This window comes from Rossellomorea sp. NS-SX7 (genome assembly GCF_052828565.1).
The window spans coordinates 3,977,756-3,997,637 of the sequence record NZ_CM128249.1; the positions used below are offsets into that span (position 1 = coordinate 3,977,756).

A 19,882-nucleotide genomic window follows, 5' to 3' on the forward strand; every position below is an offset into this window, starting at 1 on the left:
GATAATTTAAGTGTGGTTTTTGATAATAAACAACCAGACAATACCCCTCAACCCTTATAAAGAGCAGGGATTCATACTCCAAAACAGGCAATCATTGACGAATTGGCCCGAATCATTTAATTAGACAAAAGATTTTTATAAAAAAGCATTAATTCAACCTAAAAAAACCAAGCATGCACCCCATGCTTGGTTTTTTCATCTAACTCTATCAATCGGGCAGCGGAGGCCTCTCTAAGCCCCCGGCGGAACCCCGGAATCATCAAACCGCCGCTCCAAATTAACGAATTTATTATATTCCTTAACGAAAGCAAGCGATACATTCCCGACGGGACCGTTACGCTGCTTGGCGATGATGATCTCGATGATGTTTTTATTCTCGGCATCATGGTCGTAGTAATCTTCACGATATAGGAAGGCTACGATATCGGCATCCTGCTCGATACTTCCTGATTCACGGATATCGGACATCATCGGACGCTTGTCCTGACGCTGCTCGACTCCACGGGAGAGCTGTGAAAGGGCGATGACCGGGACCTGAAGCTCACGGGCCAGTCCTTTCAATGAACGGGAGATTTCAGAAACCTCCTGCTGACGGTTCTCGCCTCCGCGGCCATTCCCCTGGATCAGCTGCAAGTAATCGATAAGGATCATACCGAGGCCGTGCTCCTGTGCAAGGCGGCGGCATTTCGAACGGATTTCCCCGACCTTGATCCCAGGCGTATCATCGATATAAATACCGGCATTCGAAAGACTTCCCATCGCCATCGTCAGTTTTCTCCAGTCTTCGTCGGTCAGTTCACCTGTACGAAGGTTTTGCGCGTTGATGTTTCCTTCCGCACAAAGCATACGCATGACAAGCTGTTCTGCACCCATCTCAAGAGAGAAGATCGCGACATTTTCCTTCGCCTTGACCGCTACGTTCTGGGCGATGTTCAGTGCGAAGGCGGTTTTACCCATCGACGGACGGGCACCGACGATGATCAAGTCATTTCGCTGGAATCCGGCTGTCATATGATCAAGATCCGCGAAGCCTGTCGGGATCCCTGTTACATCACCTTTACGGTTCGTGAGTGTTTCGATATTGTCATAGGTCCGTACGAGTACGTCCTTGATATTGTGGAATGCTCCGGCATTCTTTCGCTGAGCGACTTCCATGATGCTTTTTTCCGCTTCCCCAAGCAGCGCATCCACTTCATCTTCACGCGCATAGCCGTCGGACGCTATATCAGTAGCCGTACGGATGAGTCGTCTCAATAAAGACTTCTCTTCTACGATTTTCGCATAGTATTCGATATTAGCAGCCGTCGGTACAGCCGCTGCAAGTTCACTTAAATAAGCAACCCCGCCGACATCCTCGAGCTCCTTGGCGGCTGCGAGTTCTTCTGTCACCGTGATGAGATCGACCGCTTTTCCGGCGTCCCCGAGTTTCAGCATCACGTTGAATATTTTCTGATGAGAGTGACGATAGAAATCTTCAGGGATCAGTCCCTCAGAAGCTGTCGTCAGCGCACTAGGTTCTAAGAAAACGGCCCCCAGTACAGCTTGTTCCGCCTCGATATTTTGAGGAGGGATCCGTTCTTGTAACATCTCATTCATCTATTTATTACCTCCATTTCGAAAAACAGTTGGAAGATATACCTTTATGATCAATTCAATCAAGACTTTTTTACTACCGAAAAAATGTGATCGGGAAGGGATCCAGATCACATTTCTTATCAACCTATATTCATTTTATCATGTTTTTCTATAAATGAAGTTACCAAATTTCGTAAGTTGTGACGTTTATTCTTCCGTCACGTGTACTTTCAATGTAGCCGTTACGTCTGTATGAAGCTTCACAGGTACATTTGTATAGCCTAGAGAACGGATCGCGTCGTTCATTTCGATTTTGCGCTTGTCCACTTTGATGGAGTGTGCCTTCTTCAATTCATCGGCAATTTGCTTGCTTGTGATAGATCCAAAAAGACGTCCGCCTTCACCGGATTTCGCTTTCATTTCCACACTCAGTTCTTCAAGAGTCGCCTTTAAATCCTTCGCTTCTTGAAGCTCTTCCTCTGCAACCTTTTGCTCTTTCTTCTTCTGTCCTTCAAGCTGACCCATATTGGCATTGGTTGCTTCGACAGCAAGTCCTTTTTTCAGAAGGAAGTTATGTGCATATCCATCAGCAACATTCTTCACTTCGCCTTTTTTTCCTTTGCCTTTAACATCTTTTAAGAAAATTACCTTCATGTCTCTTTTCTCCCTTCGAAATAATCATTTAGTGCTTCTTTTAACTGTTGTTCCGCTTCTCCAACAGAAGTATCTTTTAATTGAGTGGCAGCATTCGTTAAATGTCCGCCGCCATGTAAGCTTTCCATGATGATTTGGACGTTCACATCCCCTAAGGAACGGGCACTGATACCGATTGTATCGGGTTCCCTTTTTGAAATCACAAAGGAGGCGATGACTTCATCCATTGTTAAGAGCGTGTCTGCCGCCTGCGCAATAAGAACTGGATCATTGATCGTGTCTTCGTCCGCTTTCGCAATCGCAACGCCTTTATGATAAAATTCGACCGATTCGATTAGACGCGCACGTTTGATATAGGTATCGACGTCTTCTTTCAGGAACTTCTGAACGAGGACTGTGTCGGCCCCTTGCGCCCTTAAATAGGAAGCTGCATCAAATGTTCTGGAACCGGTTCTGAGTGTAAAGCTCTTCGTGTCGACGATGATGCCGGCAAGAAGGGCTGTGGCTTCAAGCATGGAGATCTTTTCGTGCTTCGGCTGATATTCCAAGAGCTCTGTCACAAGTTCCGCTGTCGACGACGCATACGGCTCCATATAGACCAGAAGCGGATTCTTGATGAAATCTTCGCCACGTCTGTGATGATCGATGACGACGACTTTATCAATTTTATTTAAGAGCTTCTCTTCAATGACAAGTGACGGCTTATGGGTATCCACGACAACAAGCAGCGTGTCATCAGTGGCCATTTCCAAGGCTTCTTCCGGTGTGATGAAACGGGAATAAAGATCTGAATTGTTCTTGATCTCTTTCATCATACGTTTGACGCCATTGTCGATTTCGTTGAAATTCAGGACGACATAGCCTTCGCGCTGGTTCATCTGGGCGACCTTGCGGATACCGATCGCCGCTCCGATCGCATCCATATCAGGATGCCTGTGTCCCATGATGATAACTTTGTCGCTCTCGATCATCGTCTCGCGGAGCGCATGGGAAATGACCCGTGCACGGACCCGTGTGCGTTTTTCCATCGGGTTTGTTTTGCCCCCGTAGAATTTCACTTTACCGTTCGTCTGCTTGATGGCGACCTGATCACCGCCGCGGCCAAGCGCAAGATCGAGACTTGATTGAGCAAGCGTACCGAGTTCAGGCAGGGACGGCACCCCTGTCCCTACACCGATGCTCAGGGTAAGCGGTACATTCTGCTTGGAAGTCGTATCCCTCACATCATCCAAAATGCCAAACTTCTCTTTTTCAAGCACTTGAAGGATCTTTTCATTGATGACAGCAATGAATCGTTCCGAGGAAACCCTTTTTAAGAAAACTCCATATTCTTTTGCCCATTTATTCAAGATCGACGTCACCAGGCTGTTCAGACTGCTTCGTGTCTGGTCATCCATCCCCTGTGTCAGTTCGTCATAATTATCCAGGAAGATGATGGCGATATTTGTGCGTTCCTCATGGTATTGCTTCTCGATTTCCTTCTGTTCGGTTACATCAAAGAAGTACAGAAGCTTCTCTTTCAGCTTCAAAATGACATGGTACTTTCTTTCGTTCAATGTAATGATTTCAGAATCCACTTCCTGCTTAATAAGCGGTACAAGATTCTCTGCCACGTCATAGAGAGATCTGCCCACGACGGTATCTTCATTAAAGCATGACGCAAGGAAAGGGTTCGTCCATTCTATGTAGTACTCATCGTTTATCAGCATGATCCCGATCGGCATTTCCATCAATGCCTCTTCGCCGACACGCTTTACCCGGTAGGATAAAGTGGAGATATACTCTTCTGTTTCTTCATGAGATCTTTTCTCGAAATAAAAAGCGAGAAAAAACGCGCTTCCAAAGACAATCAACCCGATTAACGAAATAATCCATTTGTAAAAAGCGACTGATACTAACAAGAGAGCTGTTAATATAGCTAGACCGTACAAAGGGTACCGGATCATTCGCTTATTAAAATAAGATGGCATGATTTCAGCTCCTGGAACTTAAATTATATTATCTTTATCTATGACTTACGTTGTAGGCGTTGTCTAAGATTAAATCCTAAGTCAATTATACCTAAAATTCTCACGAGATAAAGGAGTGGAAGCGAAATGATTGTAATTAATACCAAACTCCCCTTCGACCAGCCCTTGAAATGGCCCAGGAAATAAAGGAATGACAAGCCTTGGACAGCCATCAACGTCTGCAGGACATAAAGCACGTTCAACACTGCCGTATACAGATAAGTCCCCTGCTCAGGCTGTGCAATCATCGATACCAATAAAACAATCAGATAGTACCACAGGATGCTTTTAGGCAGCATCCATTCCCTGAACGGCTTGAAAACTGGTACATTTACGCCGAGCCTTTTCAGTATGGGGAAATTCACCCAGATGAAGAGAAGGGCAAAGATTGCAGCCATTCCAAGGAAAAAGGCCGGCATCAGAGTCTGTATCAACTGGATGGAACTATTAAGACTCTCGATGAATTTTTGATCAGGTTCCTGGCCCACCTGCTCGAGCAAGGAATAATATGTAGTTTTGGATTCTTTCAAACCGTCTTCCACGATGTTTATATTGAGAAAAGCGATTGATAAAACAAACCCAATGACGATATTGATCAATAAAATGAACGTCGATGACATGAATATTCTTAATTTATCCCACTGGTTCCTGATTCCCCAGCCCATCACCATGGCCAACGATCCGAATGCCAAACCAAGCGGCAGTGCAACAGGGCCGCCCACAAAAAAACTAAGCACCATCGCTCCAAGCAATACATACAGGGAATTCACGAACGAATGTCTTGCACTGAAAAAGATCAGCGGCAATGGCAAAACAAAAAATGCCAGCGTTCCAAGGAAAGGTACATACAGCACCATAAGTAATAAAACAGTGAAGATGGCGAGCATTAACGCCCCTTGCGTAATAACACGAGTATTTTTCAACAGCTAACTCTCCCAACATTAATTTCAGGCGAAACAACTATAACAGAATAATCATATCAATTTTAACGATGAATTTCATCTCAACGGCTCGTTCACTTTCAGCGGAATGCGTAAAAAAAGATGCCCTTGCACGCCACCCTTCTTTTCCCTTAATATACTCCCTTCACATAAGAGTATTCCTTACGGGTTCACAGAAGGATGATGCAGAGGGCATCTTACCGATTCATTATTTAATTTTAAACTTCTGTATCGAATCCTGCAGTTCCTGACTCAAGTCTGTCAGGACTTCTGCTGCTTCGGTGACAGAGTGGATCGCCCTCAATTGTTCTTCTGAAGATGCATTCATCTCCTCACACGAGGCGGCTGTTTGTTCTGCTGTTGCCGCCATCAATTGAATGACGTTGACCACTTCATCTTTATCCAGATTGATTTGTCCGACTTGCTTATACATTTGTTCGATTTCGCCCTGCATCGTTTTCATCAATGTGGACGTTTGATCAAATACATCATTTGTCTTCTGGATGACCCCGTACTGAACTTCGAAGGTTTCTTTCGTCTTGGTCATTTCATTGACTGCCTGATTCGAACCTTGCTGGATTTCGTTGATCGTGCTCTTCACTTGCTCTGTAGCCTTTACCGATTGATCGGCAAGCTTCCTGACTTCTTCCGCCACGACCGCGAATCCTTTTCCATGCTCACCTGCTCTTGCCGCTTCAATACTTGCATTCAGGGCAAGAAGATTGGTTTGCGACGAAATGTCCGTAATCGTCTCCATGACGGACTCGATCGTTTTCACTTTAGACTCAAGGCTCATGATCACCTTTTCCATAGAAGAAATATACTCTTTGGAAGAGTGGTAGGCCCCGATCAGTTCCTCCACTTGATTCAGTCCGGTCTGATTCATCTCATCTGCTCTACCGGCCATTTCAGCCATCGCTTTCGAGTTGTCATAAACTTCATTGATGCGTGTACCCAGCAATTCCGATTTTTGATGAGCGCTCTCCGAATCTGCTGCCGACTGAGAGGCACCGTGCGCAATTTCATTTACGACCGTAGCCATTTCCTCACTAGAAGCATTGGTTTCTTCTGACACCGCACTCAAGCTTTCAGCTGATTGACGGACATTCATGACTGAGTCCTGGACGACCCTGATTGTATCTCTCATACTGGTGATCATCTTGTTCAAGTCAGAGGCAAGCATGCCCGTCTCATCCTTCGACTCTATCGACGACTGGATGGAGAGGTCACCTGTAGCCACTTCTGTTACCGTTTTTTGAAGCTCTTTAATCGGTTTCGTCATTTTACCCGATACAATTACGACCATGACAAGCATGACCACAAGGGTCACCAATCCCGTTAAGAGCAGGAGTCGTTCGATTTCCTTCGAGGATTGCAATAAAGCATCCATCTCATAGGCAGATCCAACTTTCCAATTCGTCTTCGGGACCGTGTTGTACACAAGAACCTTCTTCTCACCGTCCAATTCATAATGAATGGTACCCTGATTATTTTCAGACTCCAACATTTCTTTGATGAACGGTTTGTCGGAAAGATTCTCTCCTCTTAACGTAGGATGGACGATTGCCGTTCCGTCAAGGCCAAAAAGGAATGGATAGCCTTCATAACCAAGTTCCATATCCGACACACTGTCTGTCAACTTACTCAGATTCACATCGACCCCGATCACGCCGATGATTTTATTATCAGAAACGACCGCTTTTGAAGCCGTGATAATATATTCTTCCGTGGCTGTATCGATATACGGCTCACTCCACACAACGCCTGCTTTCGTTTCCACTGCATTCTGATACCATTCACGGCTTGTCGGGTCAAAATCAGCCGGCAGATCGACAGCAGGGACGATTTTAAGCTCTTTATTTGGTGACGCGATATAAATCGAAGTCGCCTCTTCGTATAACCCTAAGTAATTTTTAAAATCCGACTGGATATCTGCGTATAACTCCGTATCCTGAGCTGCATCTATATCCGCATCGAGCTGTGCTTTACTATAGTTCTTCAATACATTCGAAACAGAGTATTGATTCAGGCTTTTCTCATACTGTTCAAGAAATAGCTGCACGGAACCATTCAGCTCCTTCACCACTCCCTGTGTCTGCCCGATGACTTGATCCTCGGTCTTCATCCTCGTCTGCCAGCTTGTAATGGCAATGATCGCGATGAGTGAGGCAACGAATAAGATGGAAAAGACCATGATCAGCTTCGTTCTTATGGATGATAGCTTTAGAGTGGCTTTATTATCTTTATGTTTTTGCCGTTTCTTCTTTTGTTTCTCTTTTTTCACTGAATTTCCCCCTACTCCCTTATGTATCCTAAACCTTTTCTCCTGTTCTTTATCGACAGGTTTCGGGAGAATTTAATAGAATTTGTGGATTTCGGTCGTTTTGAGGAATGAAATGAGAGGGGGAGTGGTTTTGATAATAAAATTGGATGATTGATAACTTCATTATTGATAATAAGTTGGCTTTTTTTTGATAATATCTCAATTCCTCTGCTCCCGAGCTGTTGGTTTTTCATTAAAAATAAGACATGGTGGGGTCTGAAAATGCATTTACGACTTGTTTAGAAGATAAAAAGCCAGTATAAATAGAAAATTCGCAGCTATCTCATACAAAAAACAAAAAAGCAGCAGGGAAAAATCCCTGCTGCTTTCACCGTTCAATTATTCACCGCTAACGTATGGAAGTAGTGCCATAGTACGAGCGCGCTTGATTGCACGAGTCAACTTACGTTGGTACTTAGCGTTAGTTCCAGTTACACGACGTGGAAGAATTTTTCCACGCTCAGAGATGAATTTCTTAAGAAGATCCACATCTTTGTAATCGATGTGAGTAATTCCGTTTGCTGTGAAGTAGCATACCTTACGGCGTCTACGTCCACCTCTACGTCCTCCTGCCATGTGATTCGCCTCCTATCATTTTAGATTATTCGTATCGTTCGTTTAGAATGGCAGATCATCATCAGAAATGTCGATCGGCTGACCGTCATTTGCAAATGGATCTTCATCTACACGTGTATAGTTATTATTATTGTTGCGTTGTTGATTCTGATTCTGACTATAAGGATTTCCTTGGTCACGCTGACCTCCACCCGAATAGCCCGGACTTCCTCCACGGTCACCTTGATTCGCACTGCGCGGTTCTAAGAACTGAACGCTTTCTGCTACAACTTCCGTCATAAACACACGACGTCCATCTTGTCCTTCGAAATTACGTGTTTGAATACGACCGTCAACGCCAGCTAAGCTGCCTTTTTTAAGAAAGTTTGCTACATTCTCTGCAGGGCGACGCCATACAACGCAATTAATAAAATCTGCTTCCCGTTCTCCTGATTGATTCGTAAAACTACGATTCACTGCAAGAGTGAACGAGGCAACAGCCACTCCACTAGGAGTATATTTTAATTCAGGGTCTTTGGTTAAACGCCCTACTAATACAACTCGGTTCATCATCAGAATCAACCCCTTCCTTCTAGATTCCTGTTTCACGTGAAACATTCATAGAAGTCTATCTTAAAACGTTCGGATTATTCTTCTTCTTTAACAACGATATGACGGATAATGTCGTCACTGATCTTAGCCAAACGATCGAACTCGTTTACAGCTTCAGTGTTAGCGTTCATCTTCACTAGTTGGTAGAAACCATCACGGAAATCGTTGATTTCATACGCTAAACGACGTTTACCCCAATCTTTTGACTCGATGATTTCCGCACCGTTCGTTGATAAAACGTTATCGAAACGCTCAACTACTGATTTCTTTGACTCATCGTCAATGTTTGGGCGGACAATGTACATAACTTCGTACTTTCTCATCTGAATGTCACCTCCTCGTGGTCTATGCGGTCCTTTCGTTTTGAAAGGACAAGGAGCAATGCGTTCATTACTCACGAAATAGAATTATATCACAGTATATCTAGTATTGCAATATGTCGTAGGATATCTGATAGATTTTATGAAGAGCCGGTTTTGAATGCCGCTTTTGATTTCCGTGCAAGACTACGCTTTCCGCGGGTAGCCCGTGAGCCTCCTCGTCACTGCGTTCCTGTGGGAAGAAAAGCGTAGTCGGCTCGCCCAGAGGCGACAAGCATAAGGCGAGCAAGCCGGTAAGGCGCTTTTTGCCTTTTTGGCTTGCTTGACTTATGACCTCGAGCCTCTAGCCGCCGAAGCTGGACAAGTCTCACATTAGCTACTCTTCCCGCAGGAGTCTTCGTCTTGCACTCCAATCAACCGCTGAAACCGGTTAGAATTAACAGGGGTTTCAAATATTCTACCTATGATCGACTACTTGCTAACTGGTTAAATAATTTTAAAAAGAGAAAAAGACCGGAGTTCCCTCCAGTCTTTCAACAAAATCTTATACATTAAAACGGAAGTGGATAACATCTCCGTCTTTTACTAGATATTCTTTACCTTCTAGGCGTACTTTTCCAGCTTCCTTGGCTGCTCCCATCGTACCCGCTTCCACTAGGTCATCATAGGATACGGTTTCCGCACGGATGAAGCCTCTTTCGAAGTCAGAGTGAATGACTCCGGCACATTGAGGAGCTTTCATGCCTTCACGGAACGTCCAAGCACGAACCTCTTGTACACCTGCAGTGAAGTAAGTAGCGAGTCCAAGAAGAGAGTAGGTAGCACGGATCAGCTGATCAAGACCTGACTCTTCGATTCCAAGCTCCTGAAGGAACATCGCTTTCTCCTCATCATCAAGTTCAGCGATTTCAGATTCGATCTTCGCACATACGACGATGACTTCTGCGTTGTCTTCTTTCGCAAATTCACGAACCTTTTGGACATATTCGTTGTCAGAAGGATCAGCGATTTCGTCTTCACTAACGTTCGCAACATACAATACCGGCTTTGAAGTCAGAAGGTGAAGCTGTTTCACAAGTTTCATCTGCTCTTCTGAAAATTCAACCGTACGGGCAGGCTGCTCTGCTTCAAGAACTTCTTTCAATTTCACTAGGATATCATGCTCGAATACCGCTTCTTTATCCTTTTGCTTTGCCATCTTTTGAACACGGGCAAGACGCTTATCTACCGTTTCAAGGTCTGCAAGGATCAGTTCAAGGTTGATGACTTCAATATCAGCGATCGGATCCACTTTACCGGATACGTGTGTGATGTTGTCGTCTGCGAAGCAGCGGACAACCTGACAGATCGCATCGACTTGGCGGATGTGTGATAAGAATTTGTTTCCAAGACCTTCCCCTTTACTTGCTCCTTTAACGATTCCGGCAATATCCGTGAATTCGAATGCAGTAGGGACGGTTTTCTTCGGATCCACCAACTCAGTCAATTTATCTAAGCGGTAATCAGGCACCTCTACGATTCCTACGTTTGGATCGATTGTACAGAAAGGATAGTTAGCAGATTCTGCTCCTGCTTTTGTAATCGCATTAAAAAGTGTTGACTTACCTACGTTCGGCAGCCCAACAATACCAGCTGTTAAAGCCATTTCGGTCACTCCTCTTTATTGTTCTTATCTATGAAAAATCGTGATTTGATAGTAACTCTTCTAAATGGTCGAACCCTTCACAATTATAGAGTTAATGGAGGGAAAAGACAAGTAGTGGTTATTGCACGGATATAGACTCGGCATTTACATTCCGCCGGCCGATTCCCTGCAAGCATCAACAGAGGGAAAGGCTGAGATTGCAACATATTTTTCAGAAAAAAAGGACACCCGCCCGTCAGAAAACGAAGGAGTGTCCTTTATTGTTTTAATATGCCGAACCATATCAGCAAGAGGATTACGCTTGCCTTGTTAGGGGTATGAAAAGAGTAATCAATCTTGGGAACTTTCCAGTACCTTTTTCATTTTTTTCGAAAAATCCTTACGAGGAATCATCACGCTGTGACCGCAGCCTACACATTTAATCCGGATATCCATTCCCATCCGGATCACCTTCCAGCGATTTGTTCCACAAGGGTGAGGCTTTTTCATCTCTACAACATCATTCAGTTGGAATGTTTTTGGCTCCATCAGCCTTCCTCCTGTCCACGCTCAAATTTTTGCTGTTTTTCATTAGGCGGCAGCTCCTGATTGTCTTCGTTTCTCGAGTACATCACCATTCGAGGGAATGGGATTTCAATGCCGTGTGCATCCAGAACCAGTTTCACATCTTTTCGAAGCATCCTGGCAATATACCAGTGTCTCATAGGTACGGTCTCCGCCACGATCCGGATGACCACATCTGAAGCGCCGAGTGTCTGGACACCCAATAGCTCAGGAGGATTTACGAGATCTTCATACTTTTGGGGAAGGGTGATCAGCAGATCCTGAATGACTTTTTCTGCTTCCTCGATGTTCTCCTCATAGGCAATGCTGACATCCACGACAGCTATACTGTTATGAATGGAGAAGTTCGTGACTTCTGTGATGTTCCCATTCGGGAAAATATGAAGTTCACCCGTCCAGCTTTTTATTTTCGTCGTACGGAGCCCGATTTCTTCTACGTTTCCTTCTGCAGACCCAATCCGGACATAGTCACCGACAGAAAACTGGTCTTCAAAGATGATGAAGAACCCAGTAATGATATCACGCACAAGGTTCTGAGCCCCGAAACCGATGGCAAGCCCGACGATCCCGGCACCGGCGATTAATCCTTTGATATCGATGCCTAGCGTTGAGAGAATAGTCATCAAACTGATGAAGTACACCACATAGGTCAATACATTCTCAAGTAGCTTTAAAAGAGTGGCTTCGCGCCGTTCCGTGAATTTGAGCGGAGCCTTCGAACGCACCCTGAATATATTACGGATGGCTGTCCGTCCCAACTTCAACGCAATATATGTAATCAACATGATTGCGGCGATCTTAAGTGTATTCGTTCCTAATGTTACCCATAAATCATTGTCGATTATTTTATCCACAGTATCATCAACTGTCTTTTTAACATTTTCAGGAGTTGTGTTTGCCATATATATGTATCACCTGCTTTTTCAGTAATAAGTATGTTTATTCTATCAAGTTTCCCGAACCTTGGGTAGTTCTAACCTAAACATTACAAATTAAACGAAATTTTTTATTTTATGAAAAATCACCTTCGTTTATGTATGAAAAAACCAAATCGTCCGTATACTGTTAAAAAGAAATGCGGAGGGGCTTTGGTTTGAGGCGGGTGGCATAAGACGAACCTCGCATGAAGGCGTTCTTTGCCTTCCTGACCGGTTTGGCTTATGACATGTGCCTCTAAGCCCCGCAGCTGGACAAAAGAACAGCGGATGTACCTCTAAGCCACTGAGCTGAACAGCAAGAAAAGCGAAAGCGGCCAGTTCAGTCCCGGCAAACCATAAATTATAATCTAAAAAAATTACTTTCCTGCAAACCTACTATTCAAAGGAGTGGAAGTCATGAATCTAAAAAAAGGATTATTCGAACGGAAATCTGAACCTTTCAGAGTCTTTCATCAGGATGAACACGCTGCAAGAGATCTTTCTGTTCAATTATCATCCATACTTCCCACTCTGTACCGAACGCGCCCGATCGTCTTTGTGTGCATCGGCACGGACAGGTCGACCGGTGATTCGTTAGGTCCCTTGGTAGGATCATTATTATCCGAGCAGGCGATAGGGATTTTTCATGTATACGGTACGTTGGATGATCCGATTCATGCTGTAAATCTGGAGGAAAAGCTTCATGAAATCAAATCGAGGCACCTTAATGCATTCATCATCGGGATTGATGCCTGCCTTGGAAGATTGAAGAGTGTAGGTTCCATACAGTTGTGCGACGGACCATTGAAACCGGGTGCAGGAGTGAATAAAGAACTGCCCGAGGTCGGGAACGTGCATCTGACAGGAATCGTGAATGTCAGTGGATTCATGGAATTCTTCGTCCTTCAGAATACACGCTTAAACCTTGTGATGAAAATGGCGAAAACGATGGTGGAAGCGATTGTCCTGGCTGAAGAAATCATCGAACGCAGAAATGCAATAAGCATAGAAAAATGGCGAGAAGAATTACATTAGTTTTTACCTATATGAAAACGGGAGGCGCTGCTGCCTCCCGTTTTTTCATTACATATACAAATGATAGGCATGGATGACTCCGACAACTATGGCTACCACTACAATACCCGGCAATAAGTTGGCTACACGTATCTTAGTGATACCTATGAGGTTCAATCCTATAGCAAAGATCATGATACCGCCAGTTGCCGTCATTTCAACAATATAGGCATCCATCAGTTCCTGAGGGACCCATTGGTGAATCTGGGTAGCGAAAAGGGCGATCAACCCTTGATAAAGTACAACCGGAACAGCAGAAAACATGACTCCGATTCCTAGTGTAGTCGTCAAGATCAACGAGGTGAATCCATCGATGATCGACTTTGTGTAGAGAACATCATGATCTCCCCTGATTCCGCTGTCGAGTGCACCGATGACGGCCATTGCACCGATTACAAAAATCAAGGTGGCTGTTACAAAGCCTTGAGAGATGGACGTTTCTTTCTTGCTTCCCAGCTTCTTTTCCAGCCATGAACCGATTGCGTTCAACTTGTCCTCTAAATTCATCCACTCTCCCCAGGCGGCACCGAGAGCAAGACTGATGATGACAATCAGGAAGTTCTCGCTTTTCATTCCCATTTGCAAGCCGAGGACCACTACCGCTAATCCTATGGCTTTCATCACGGTCCCCTTCATATTTTCGGGGATGCGGTGAAGGAAAACTCCAAGCAGCGTTCCGATAATAATACAAATTCCGTTTACAAGCGTCCCTAACAATACCATACAAGTTCCCCTTATCCAGACTAAAATCTATGACTACTTTCTTAAAAGGGAAGAGGACTGACCTCTGTACTACAGAGGTCAGTCCTTTCTCTATTTTGTATACCCAAGTTCTTTACTTATCCTGTAACAGCTCCAAAATTCGTTCCAAATCTTCCTTGGAGAAAAATTCAAGTTCAATTTTCCCTTTTTTCTTGGAATGCTTGATTGTCACGGTTGTACCGAATCGCTCACGGAGCATGGTTTCCTGTTCTTTTATAAAAACATCTTTCTTCTTCTCAGGCTTCTTTGTTTCACGTGAAACATTTCCGTTCATTTCGCCGACGATTTTTTCAAGCTGGCGGACATTCAAAGACTCTTTCAGAATACGGTTCACCAGTGCAGATAGATTCTTTTTGTTTTTCAATCCCAGCAAAGCACGTCCGTGACCCATTGTTAATTTCCCTTCAGAGATCAATTCCTGGATGGGAGCAGGCAATGAGAGGAGCCTGATATGGTTTGCGATGTGCGGGCGGCTTTTCCCTAAACGCTTCGCCACTTCTTCCTGGGTGATCTTAAGCTTATCCATAAGCAGCTGATACGCGGCGCCTTCTTCGATTGGAGTCAAATCCTCTCGCTGAAGGTTTTCCAGCACAGCCAGTTCCATCATCTGCTGGTCATTAAGTTCACGGACCACCACAGGAACAGTTTCCAGCTTGGCTGCTGTTGCTGCACGATAACGTCGTTCACCAACGACAATTTCATACCCTTTAATCGACTTTCTTACAATGATGGGCTGCAGAATCCCATGCTCCAAAATCGATTCCTTTAATTCTTCGATTGCCCCAGGCTCAAAAATTTTACGTGGTTGATAAGGATTAGGCCGTATGTCTTTCAGCTTCACCTCTTGAACGCTTTCCTCATTTTGAGTAGATTGTACGTTTTGAAACAGGGCGTTAATGCCCTTTCCTAGACCTTTAGCCATTCGCCACCACTTCCTTTGCCAGTTCTAAATAAACTTCCGCTCCCCTAGACTTAGCATCATAAATAATGATGGGTTCGCCGTGACTGGGCGCTTCACTCAAACGAACATTACGCGGGATAATCGTGCGGTACACTTTATCTTGAAAATACTTTTTCACTTCTTCGATGACTTGGATTCCAAGGTTAGTACGGGCATCCAGCATGGTTAACAGCACACCGTCAATCATCAATTCATGATTAAGGTGTTTTTGAACTAATCGTACAGTGCTCAGCAGCTGACTCAATCCTTCGAGTGCGTAGTATTCACATTGCACAGGAATCACGACTGCATCAGAGGCTGTCAATGCATTAATCGTCAAGAGTCCCAGAGATGGCGGGCAATCAATAATAACATAATCATATTCATCTTTGACTTTTTCCAATGCTTTCTTTAATCGAACTTCACGAGAAATGGTGGGAACTAATTCAATTTCTGCCCCTGCCAATGAAATGGTTGCAGGTACAATTGAAAGGTTCTCGACTTTTGATTGTTTGATGGTTTCGTTTACATCCACATCATCTACCAAAACATCATAAATGCAATGATGTACATCACCTTTTTCCACTCCAACACCACTCGTGGCATTTCCTTGGGGGTCGATATCTATGAGTAGGACTTTTTGTCCTATGTATGCTAAGCACGCACCCAAATTAACGGAAGTGGTCGTTTTGCCCACGCCGCCTTTTTGGTTGGTCACCGCTATAATTCTTCCCAAGGTTGTCACCTACCTTTTAACGTCCAAGATTGGTCGTTTTTTCTTCACAGTATTCTTCTATTCTATCAAAATTTGTGGGGAAATGTCTGATTCTTTTTTGAAAATAATGAAAGCTTGCAATCCATTGTTTGGAAAAATCAATATCATAGGTAAAATAAAAGTAGATTATTGCTGAAAATTGTAATATTTCCATGGAAATTATTTAGTGGCCTTTTAATACCGCTAATGATTTCCGTGCAAGACTTCGCTTTCCGCGGGCGGTTGGTGAGCCTCCTCGTCGCATTCGCTCCTGCGGGTTAGAAAAGCGGAGGGGCTTTGCTCAGAGGCGGGTGGCATAAGGCGAATCGGCCACGAAGGCGTTTTTTGCCTTCTTGGACGAGTTGACTTATGACATGTGCCTCTAAGCCCCGGAGCTGGACACGTCTCACATTAGTCACTTTTCCCGCAGGAGTTTACGTCTTGCACTCCAATCAACCGTTGGATCCGTTAATTACCAATATTAAATTTCTACCCTTTCCTTACATTGTTCACAAAAAACGAAAACAAAAAAGCAAGAAACACCAAATCTCTGTTTCTCGCTTTTTATGAATCTATTTCTTTTTTGGAATACGAATGGTAAATTGATAGAATTCGTCGTGCTCTTCTTCCTCGGCGTTGAGGTTGATGCCGCTGTCTGACACCATGGAAAGAGATTGACGGATCGTGTTGACCGCTATGCGCATATCCTTCGAGAATGCTTTACGCTTTGGCTTTGGTTTAGGGGCAGAGCCTTCCTGCATTTTCACTACTCTGTCCTCTGTTTGCTTGACATTCAAGCTTTTTTCGATAATTTCAGCCAGGAGCTGGATCTGCTTCTCAGGATTCTTCAAAGGGATCAATGCCCGTGCATGACGTTCCGTTATTTTTTTATCTAATAAAGCATGATGAATTTCTTCCGGAAGCTTTAGGAGACGAAGCTTATTTGCCACAGTGGACTGTCCTTTTCCTAAACGCTGAGCAAGTGCTTCCTGGGTCAGATTATGCAATTCCAATAACTTTCCGTAGGCAATGGCTTCTTCAATCGGAGACAGCTCTTCCCTTTGCAGGTTTTCGATTAAAGCCACTGAAGCCGTTTCGGTATCACTAAGGTTTTTGACAATCGCAGGCACGGTTTCCCAGCCAAGTTTTTGAACGGCCCTGTAACGGCGTTCCCCTGCGATAATTTCATACTGATCATCATCCGCTTGTCTCACTACGATCGGCTGTATGATCCCATGCGTGTGTATCGTTCTGGATAGCTCTTCTATTTTTTCATCATTAAAAACGGTTCTTGGTTGAAAGCGATTTGGAACGATTTGAGCTACTGGTATTTTCTTAACCTCATCTCGATCTTCCACTACACTTAATTCTTCAGATTCAACATCTTGCTCTTTTTCACCTTGCTCTTTTTCACCCAGACCAAAAAAACGAGAGAAAGGATGCTTCATCTTCCTACACCACCTTTAAGAAACTCCCTATATTATAATTCTCTAAAATATGACAAGTTCCTGCCTCATCTAGACATATTCACACAAATCACTACAGTAAAAGCATACCATTTTTCCTATAAGAGAAGAACCAAACATGGCTCAAACCTATTCCAACGGTAGTTTATTCGGGGTACCCGGCTTTCTTGGATACTTATTAGGTGTTTCTTTTACTTTGTTTATTTTCACGATATTACGTTCACTTTCTTCTTCCGGAAGGACAAATGAAAATACTTTTTCTGTCTGCCCCCCAAGTGTCGCAATCGCTTTTTTTCCTATGTTTAATTCTTCGCTGGCATTTGAAGCCTTCATCGCTACGAACAATCCGCCTTTTTTCACGAGTGGCAGACAAAGTTCACTTAACACAGACATTCTGGCCACTGCTCTGGCTGTCACGACATCATAGGATTCACGGTGCTCCTTCTTTTTCCCGAAAGTTTCTGCCCGGTCATGATAAAAATGAGTATCCCTTAGTCCCAACTCTTTAGATAAATGATTCAGGAACGAAATACGTTTGTTCAGTGAATCGACAATGGCTATATGTAGGTGAGGGAAACAGATTTTAAGAGGGATACTTGGAAACCCTGCACCTGCTCCCACATCACATATCGTTTTCACTTTGGTAAAATCAATGAAAAATGCTGCACTGATTGAATCATAGAAGTGCTTTAAATATACTTCTTCCTTGTCCGTGATAGCGGTCAGATTCATCTTTTCATTCCACTCGACAAGGATTTCAAAATAACGCTCGAATTGATCTAATTGCCCGGGAGAGAGGGAAATTCCCTTCTCCTCGAGCATGGATTGGAATTGGTCTATATTCATGCTATTACCCTTCCTTTGCCTATTGATCGCCTGAAACTTTCGCAATTTTCCCTTGTTCGATATACACAAGCAAAATCGAGATGTCAGCAGGATTGACCCCTGAGATTCTTGAAGCCTGAGCGAGTGATAGCGGGCGCACTTCAATCAGTTTTTGTCTGGCTTCTGAAGCTAAGCCGCTGATCGCTTCGTAATCAATGTTTTCAGGGATTTTTTTGTTTTCCATCTTTTTCAGCTTGTCGACTTGTTGAAGGGATTTCTCAATATATCCTTCGTACTTCACTTGAATTTCGACCTGTTCTTCTACATCCGGAGAAAGCTCAGCCTCACTTGGTACAAGGCGTTTAATATGGCTGTAATTCATTTCAGGACGTTTCAATAGATCGGCTGCAAGAATGCCATCTTTCAACTCACTGCCTCCAGCTTCACGGATGACGGCTTGAGTCTCTTCCACAGGCTTGATGCGGATGCCTTCCAGACGCACCTTCTCAGCCTGGATCGCTTTTTTCTTTTCAGTGAAACGCTGGTATCTTTCGTCGGAAATCAAACCGATGCGTTTTCCGATATCCGTCAGGCGAAGATCTGCATTGTCATGTCGTAATAATAATCGGTATTCAGCTCGGGAAGTTAATAAGCGATAAGGCTCATTTGTTCCTTTTGTGATAAGATCATCGATCAAAACGCCGATATAAGCATCGGAACGACTGAGGATGACTTCTTCTTTATCCAGTGCACGGCAGGCAGCATTGATACCGGCCATCAATCCCTGTCCGGCAGCTTCCTCATAGCCGGAAGTTCCGTTGATCTGACCTGCAGTGTAAAGATTTTTGATTTTTTTCGTCTCAAGCGTCGGCCATAGTTGAGTCGGCACGATTGAATCGTACTCGATCGCATAGCCGGCACGCATCATTTGTACCTTTTCAAGACCAGGGATCGTGGAAAGGATTTTTTGCTGCACATCTTCAGGAAGGCTCGTTGATAACCCTTGAACATAGACTTCCTGCGTGTTTCTTCCTTCCGGCTCCAGGAAAATCTGGTGGCGCGGCTTGTCATGGAAACGAACCACTTTATCTTCGATGCTTGGGCAGTAACGAGGGCCTGTCCCTTTGATCATACCTGAATACATCGGAGAACGATGTAGATTCTCGTCGATTAATCTATGCGTTTCTTCATTTGTGTACGTCAGCCAGCAAGGCAGCTGATCGGTAATATATTTTGTTGTTTCATAACTGAATGCACGCGGTACATCATCACCAGGTTGAATTTCCGTTTTGGAATAATCGATGGATGAGCTGTTTACTCGCGGCGGAGTTCCCGTCTTGAAACGAACCGTATCAAATCCGAGCTCCCTGAGATGGTCCGCCAGGCGGATGGAAGGCTGCTGGTTATTCGGGCCGCTGGAGTATTTCAAGTCTCCAAGGATGATCTCACCGCGCAGGAATGTCCCTGTCGTAATGACGACTGTTTTTGCGCGGTAAGCGGCGCCAGTCATAGTCACGACACCTTTACATTCCCCGTCTTCGATGATCAACTCTTCCACCATCCCTTGAAGGAGGGTCATATTAGGTTCATTTTCAAGTGTGCGTTTCATTTCATGCTGATAAAGGAATTTATCCGCCTGCGCTCTTAGAGCACGAACAGCCGGACCTTTCCCTGTATTCAGCATTCGCATCTGAATATGCGTTTTATCAATATTACGCCCCATCTCTCCACCAAGGGCGTCGATTTCACGTACTACAATTCCTTTTGCCGGGCCGCCGACAGATGGGTTACACGGCATAAAGGCAACCATATCAAGATTGATGGTCACCATTAACGTTTTCGCTCCCATCCGGGCAGAAGCGAGTCCCGCTTCAACGCCGGCATGTCCAGCACCAATGACAATGACATCATATTGTCCTGCGTCATATTGCATGGTTTATTTTTTC

18 protein-coding genes are annotated in these 19,882 nt (G+C 44.3%); 1 reads left to right on the top strand and 17 read right to left on the bottom strand.

All coding sequences use genetic code 11. From position 1 onward, the window contains the following. Window positions 1–231: 231 nt before the first annotated feature. The 11 genes from dnaB to ACUXV2_RS19755 all read right to left on the bottom strand — a co-directional run bounded on the left by dnaB (window position 232) and on the right by ACUXV2_RS19755 (window position 12,100). A complete protein-coding gene (gene dnaB, locus ACUXV2_RS19705) occupies window positions 232–1,596 on the bottom strand; it encodes a replicative DNA helicase (RefSeq protein WP_446244837.1) in 1,365 nt (454 codons plus the stop codon). Window positions 1,597–1,782: 186 nt separating this feature from the next. Beyond that, on the bottom strand, window positions 1,783–2,229 hold the full coding sequence (gene rplI / locus ACUXV2_RS19710) for a 50S ribosomal protein L9 (RefSeq protein WP_446244838.1): 447 nt from the start codon (window positions 2,227–2,229) through the stop codon (window positions 1,783–1,785). Further along, window positions 2,226–4,199 carry a DHH family phosphoesterase gene (locus ACUXV2_RS19715; RefSeq protein WP_446244839.1) on the bottom strand — a complete coding sequence of 658 codons (1,974 nt, stop codon included), beginning with the start codon at window positions 4,197–4,199 and terminating at the stop codon, window positions 2,226–2,228. The genes rplI and ACUXV2_RS19715 overlap by 4 nt, the downstream gene beginning before the upstream one ends. Before the next feature lie 38 nt (window positions 4,200–4,237). Continuing rightward, entirely contained in the window at window positions 4,238–5,161 is a 924-nt protein-coding gene (locus tag ACUXV2_RS19720) for a YybS family protein (RefSeq protein ID WP_446244840.1), read from the bottom strand. Window positions 5,162–5,387: 226 nt separating this feature from the next. Continuing rightward, window positions 5,388–7,463, bottom strand: coding sequence for a methyl-accepting chemotaxis protein (locus tag ACUXV2_RS19725; protein WP_446244841.1), 2,076 nt, complete (start codon window positions 7,461–7,463; stop codon window positions 5,388–5,390). 378 nt (window positions 7,464–7,841) lie between these two features. Next, window positions 7,842–8,078, bottom strand: a complete 237-nt coding sequence (gene rpsR, locus ACUXV2_RS19730; RefSeq protein ID WP_175989837.1) for a 30S ribosomal protein S18 — start codon at window positions 8,076–8,078, stop codon at window positions 7,842–7,844. A gap of 42 nt (window positions 8,079–8,120) precedes the next feature. Further along, entirely contained in the window at window positions 8,121–8,630 is a 510-nt protein-coding gene (ssb, locus tag ACUXV2_RS19735) for a single-stranded DNA-binding protein (RefSeq protein WP_225006065.1), read from the bottom strand. A gap of 74 nt (window positions 8,631–8,704) precedes the next feature. Continuing rightward, window positions 8,705–8,992 (bottom strand): 30S ribosomal protein S6, encoded by a 288-nt coding sequence (rpsF, locus tag ACUXV2_RS19740; protein WP_175989835.1) that lies wholly within the window; start codon window positions 8,990–8,992, stop codon window positions 8,705–8,707. Between the two features lie 541 nt (window positions 8,993–9,533). Beyond that, window positions 9,534–10,634: a redox-regulated ATPase YchF gene (gene ychF, locus ACUXV2_RS19745; protein WP_446244842.1), complete on the bottom strand. Its 1,101-nt coding sequence runs from the start codon at window positions 10,632–10,634 to the stop codon at window positions 9,534–9,536. 330 nt (window positions 10,635–10,964) lie between these two features. Next, window positions 10,965–11,162: a DUF951 domain-containing protein gene (locus tag ACUXV2_RS19750; RefSeq protein WP_446244843.1), complete on the bottom strand. Its 198-nt coding sequence runs from the start codon at window positions 11,160–11,162 to the stop codon at window positions 10,965–10,967. Then, entirely contained in the window at window positions 11,162–12,100 is a 939-nt protein-coding gene (locus ACUXV2_RS19755) for a mechanosensitive ion channel family protein (protein WP_446244844.1), read from the bottom strand. The genes ACUXV2_RS19750 and ACUXV2_RS19755 overlap by 1 nt, the downstream gene beginning before the upstream one ends. 432 nt (window positions 12,101–12,532) lie before the next feature. Here ACUXV2_RS19755 and yyaC point away from each other — a divergent pair, with 432 nt between their 5' ends. Further along, window positions 12,533–13,150, top strand: a complete 618-nt coding sequence (gene yyaC, locus ACUXV2_RS19760; RefSeq protein WP_446244845.1) for a spore protease YyaC — start codon at window positions 12,533–12,535, stop codon at window positions 13,148–13,150. 48 nt (window positions 13,151–13,198) lie between these two features. On the opposite strand, the gene ACUXV2_RS19765 is transcribed toward yyaC, so the two are convergent. The 6 genes from ACUXV2_RS19765 to mnmG all read right to left on the bottom strand — a co-directional run bounded on the left by ACUXV2_RS19765 (window position 13,199) and on the right by mnmG (window position 19,869). After that, window positions 13,199–13,912, bottom strand: a complete 714-nt coding sequence (locus ACUXV2_RS19765; protein ID WP_446244846.1) for a DUF554 domain-containing protein — start codon at window positions 13,910–13,912, stop codon at window positions 13,199–13,201. Between the two features lie 112 nt (window positions 13,913–14,024). Continuing rightward, complete coding sequence (locus tag ACUXV2_RS19770; protein ID WP_446244847.1) at window positions 14,025–14,873, bottom strand: ParB/RepB/Spo0J family partition protein; 849 nt, start codon at window positions 14,871–14,873, stop codon at window positions 14,025–14,027. Then, window positions 14,866–15,627 carry a ParA family protein gene (locus ACUXV2_RS19775; protein ID WP_446244848.1) on the bottom strand — a complete coding sequence of 254 codons (762 nt, stop codon included), beginning with the start codon at window positions 15,625–15,627 and terminating at the stop codon, window positions 14,866–14,868. Before ACUXV2_RS19775 ends, ACUXV2_RS19770 begins: the two co-directional genes overlap by 8 nt. A gap of 590 nt (window positions 15,628–16,217) precedes the next feature. Beyond that, a complete protein-coding gene (gene noc, locus ACUXV2_RS19780) occupies window positions 16,218–17,093 on the bottom strand; it encodes a nucleoid occlusion protein (RefSeq protein ID WP_446244849.1) in 876 nt (291 codons plus the stop codon). A 147-nt stretch (window positions 17,094–17,240) separates the two neighbouring features. Further along, window positions 17,241–17,957 (bottom strand): 16S rRNA (guanine(527)-N(7))-methyltransferase RsmG, encoded by a 717-nt coding sequence (gene rsmG / locus ACUXV2_RS19785; protein ID WP_446244850.1) that lies wholly within the window; start codon window positions 17,955–17,957, stop codon window positions 17,241–17,243. 19 nt (window positions 17,958–17,976) lie between these two features. Further along, window positions 17,977–19,869, bottom strand: a complete 1,893-nt coding sequence (gene mnmG / locus ACUXV2_RS19790; protein WP_446244851.1) for a tRNA uridine-5-carboxymethylaminomethyl(34) synthesis enzyme MnmG — start codon at window positions 19,867–19,869, stop codon at window positions 17,977–17,979. Window positions 19,870–19,882: the final 13 nt, after the last annotated feature.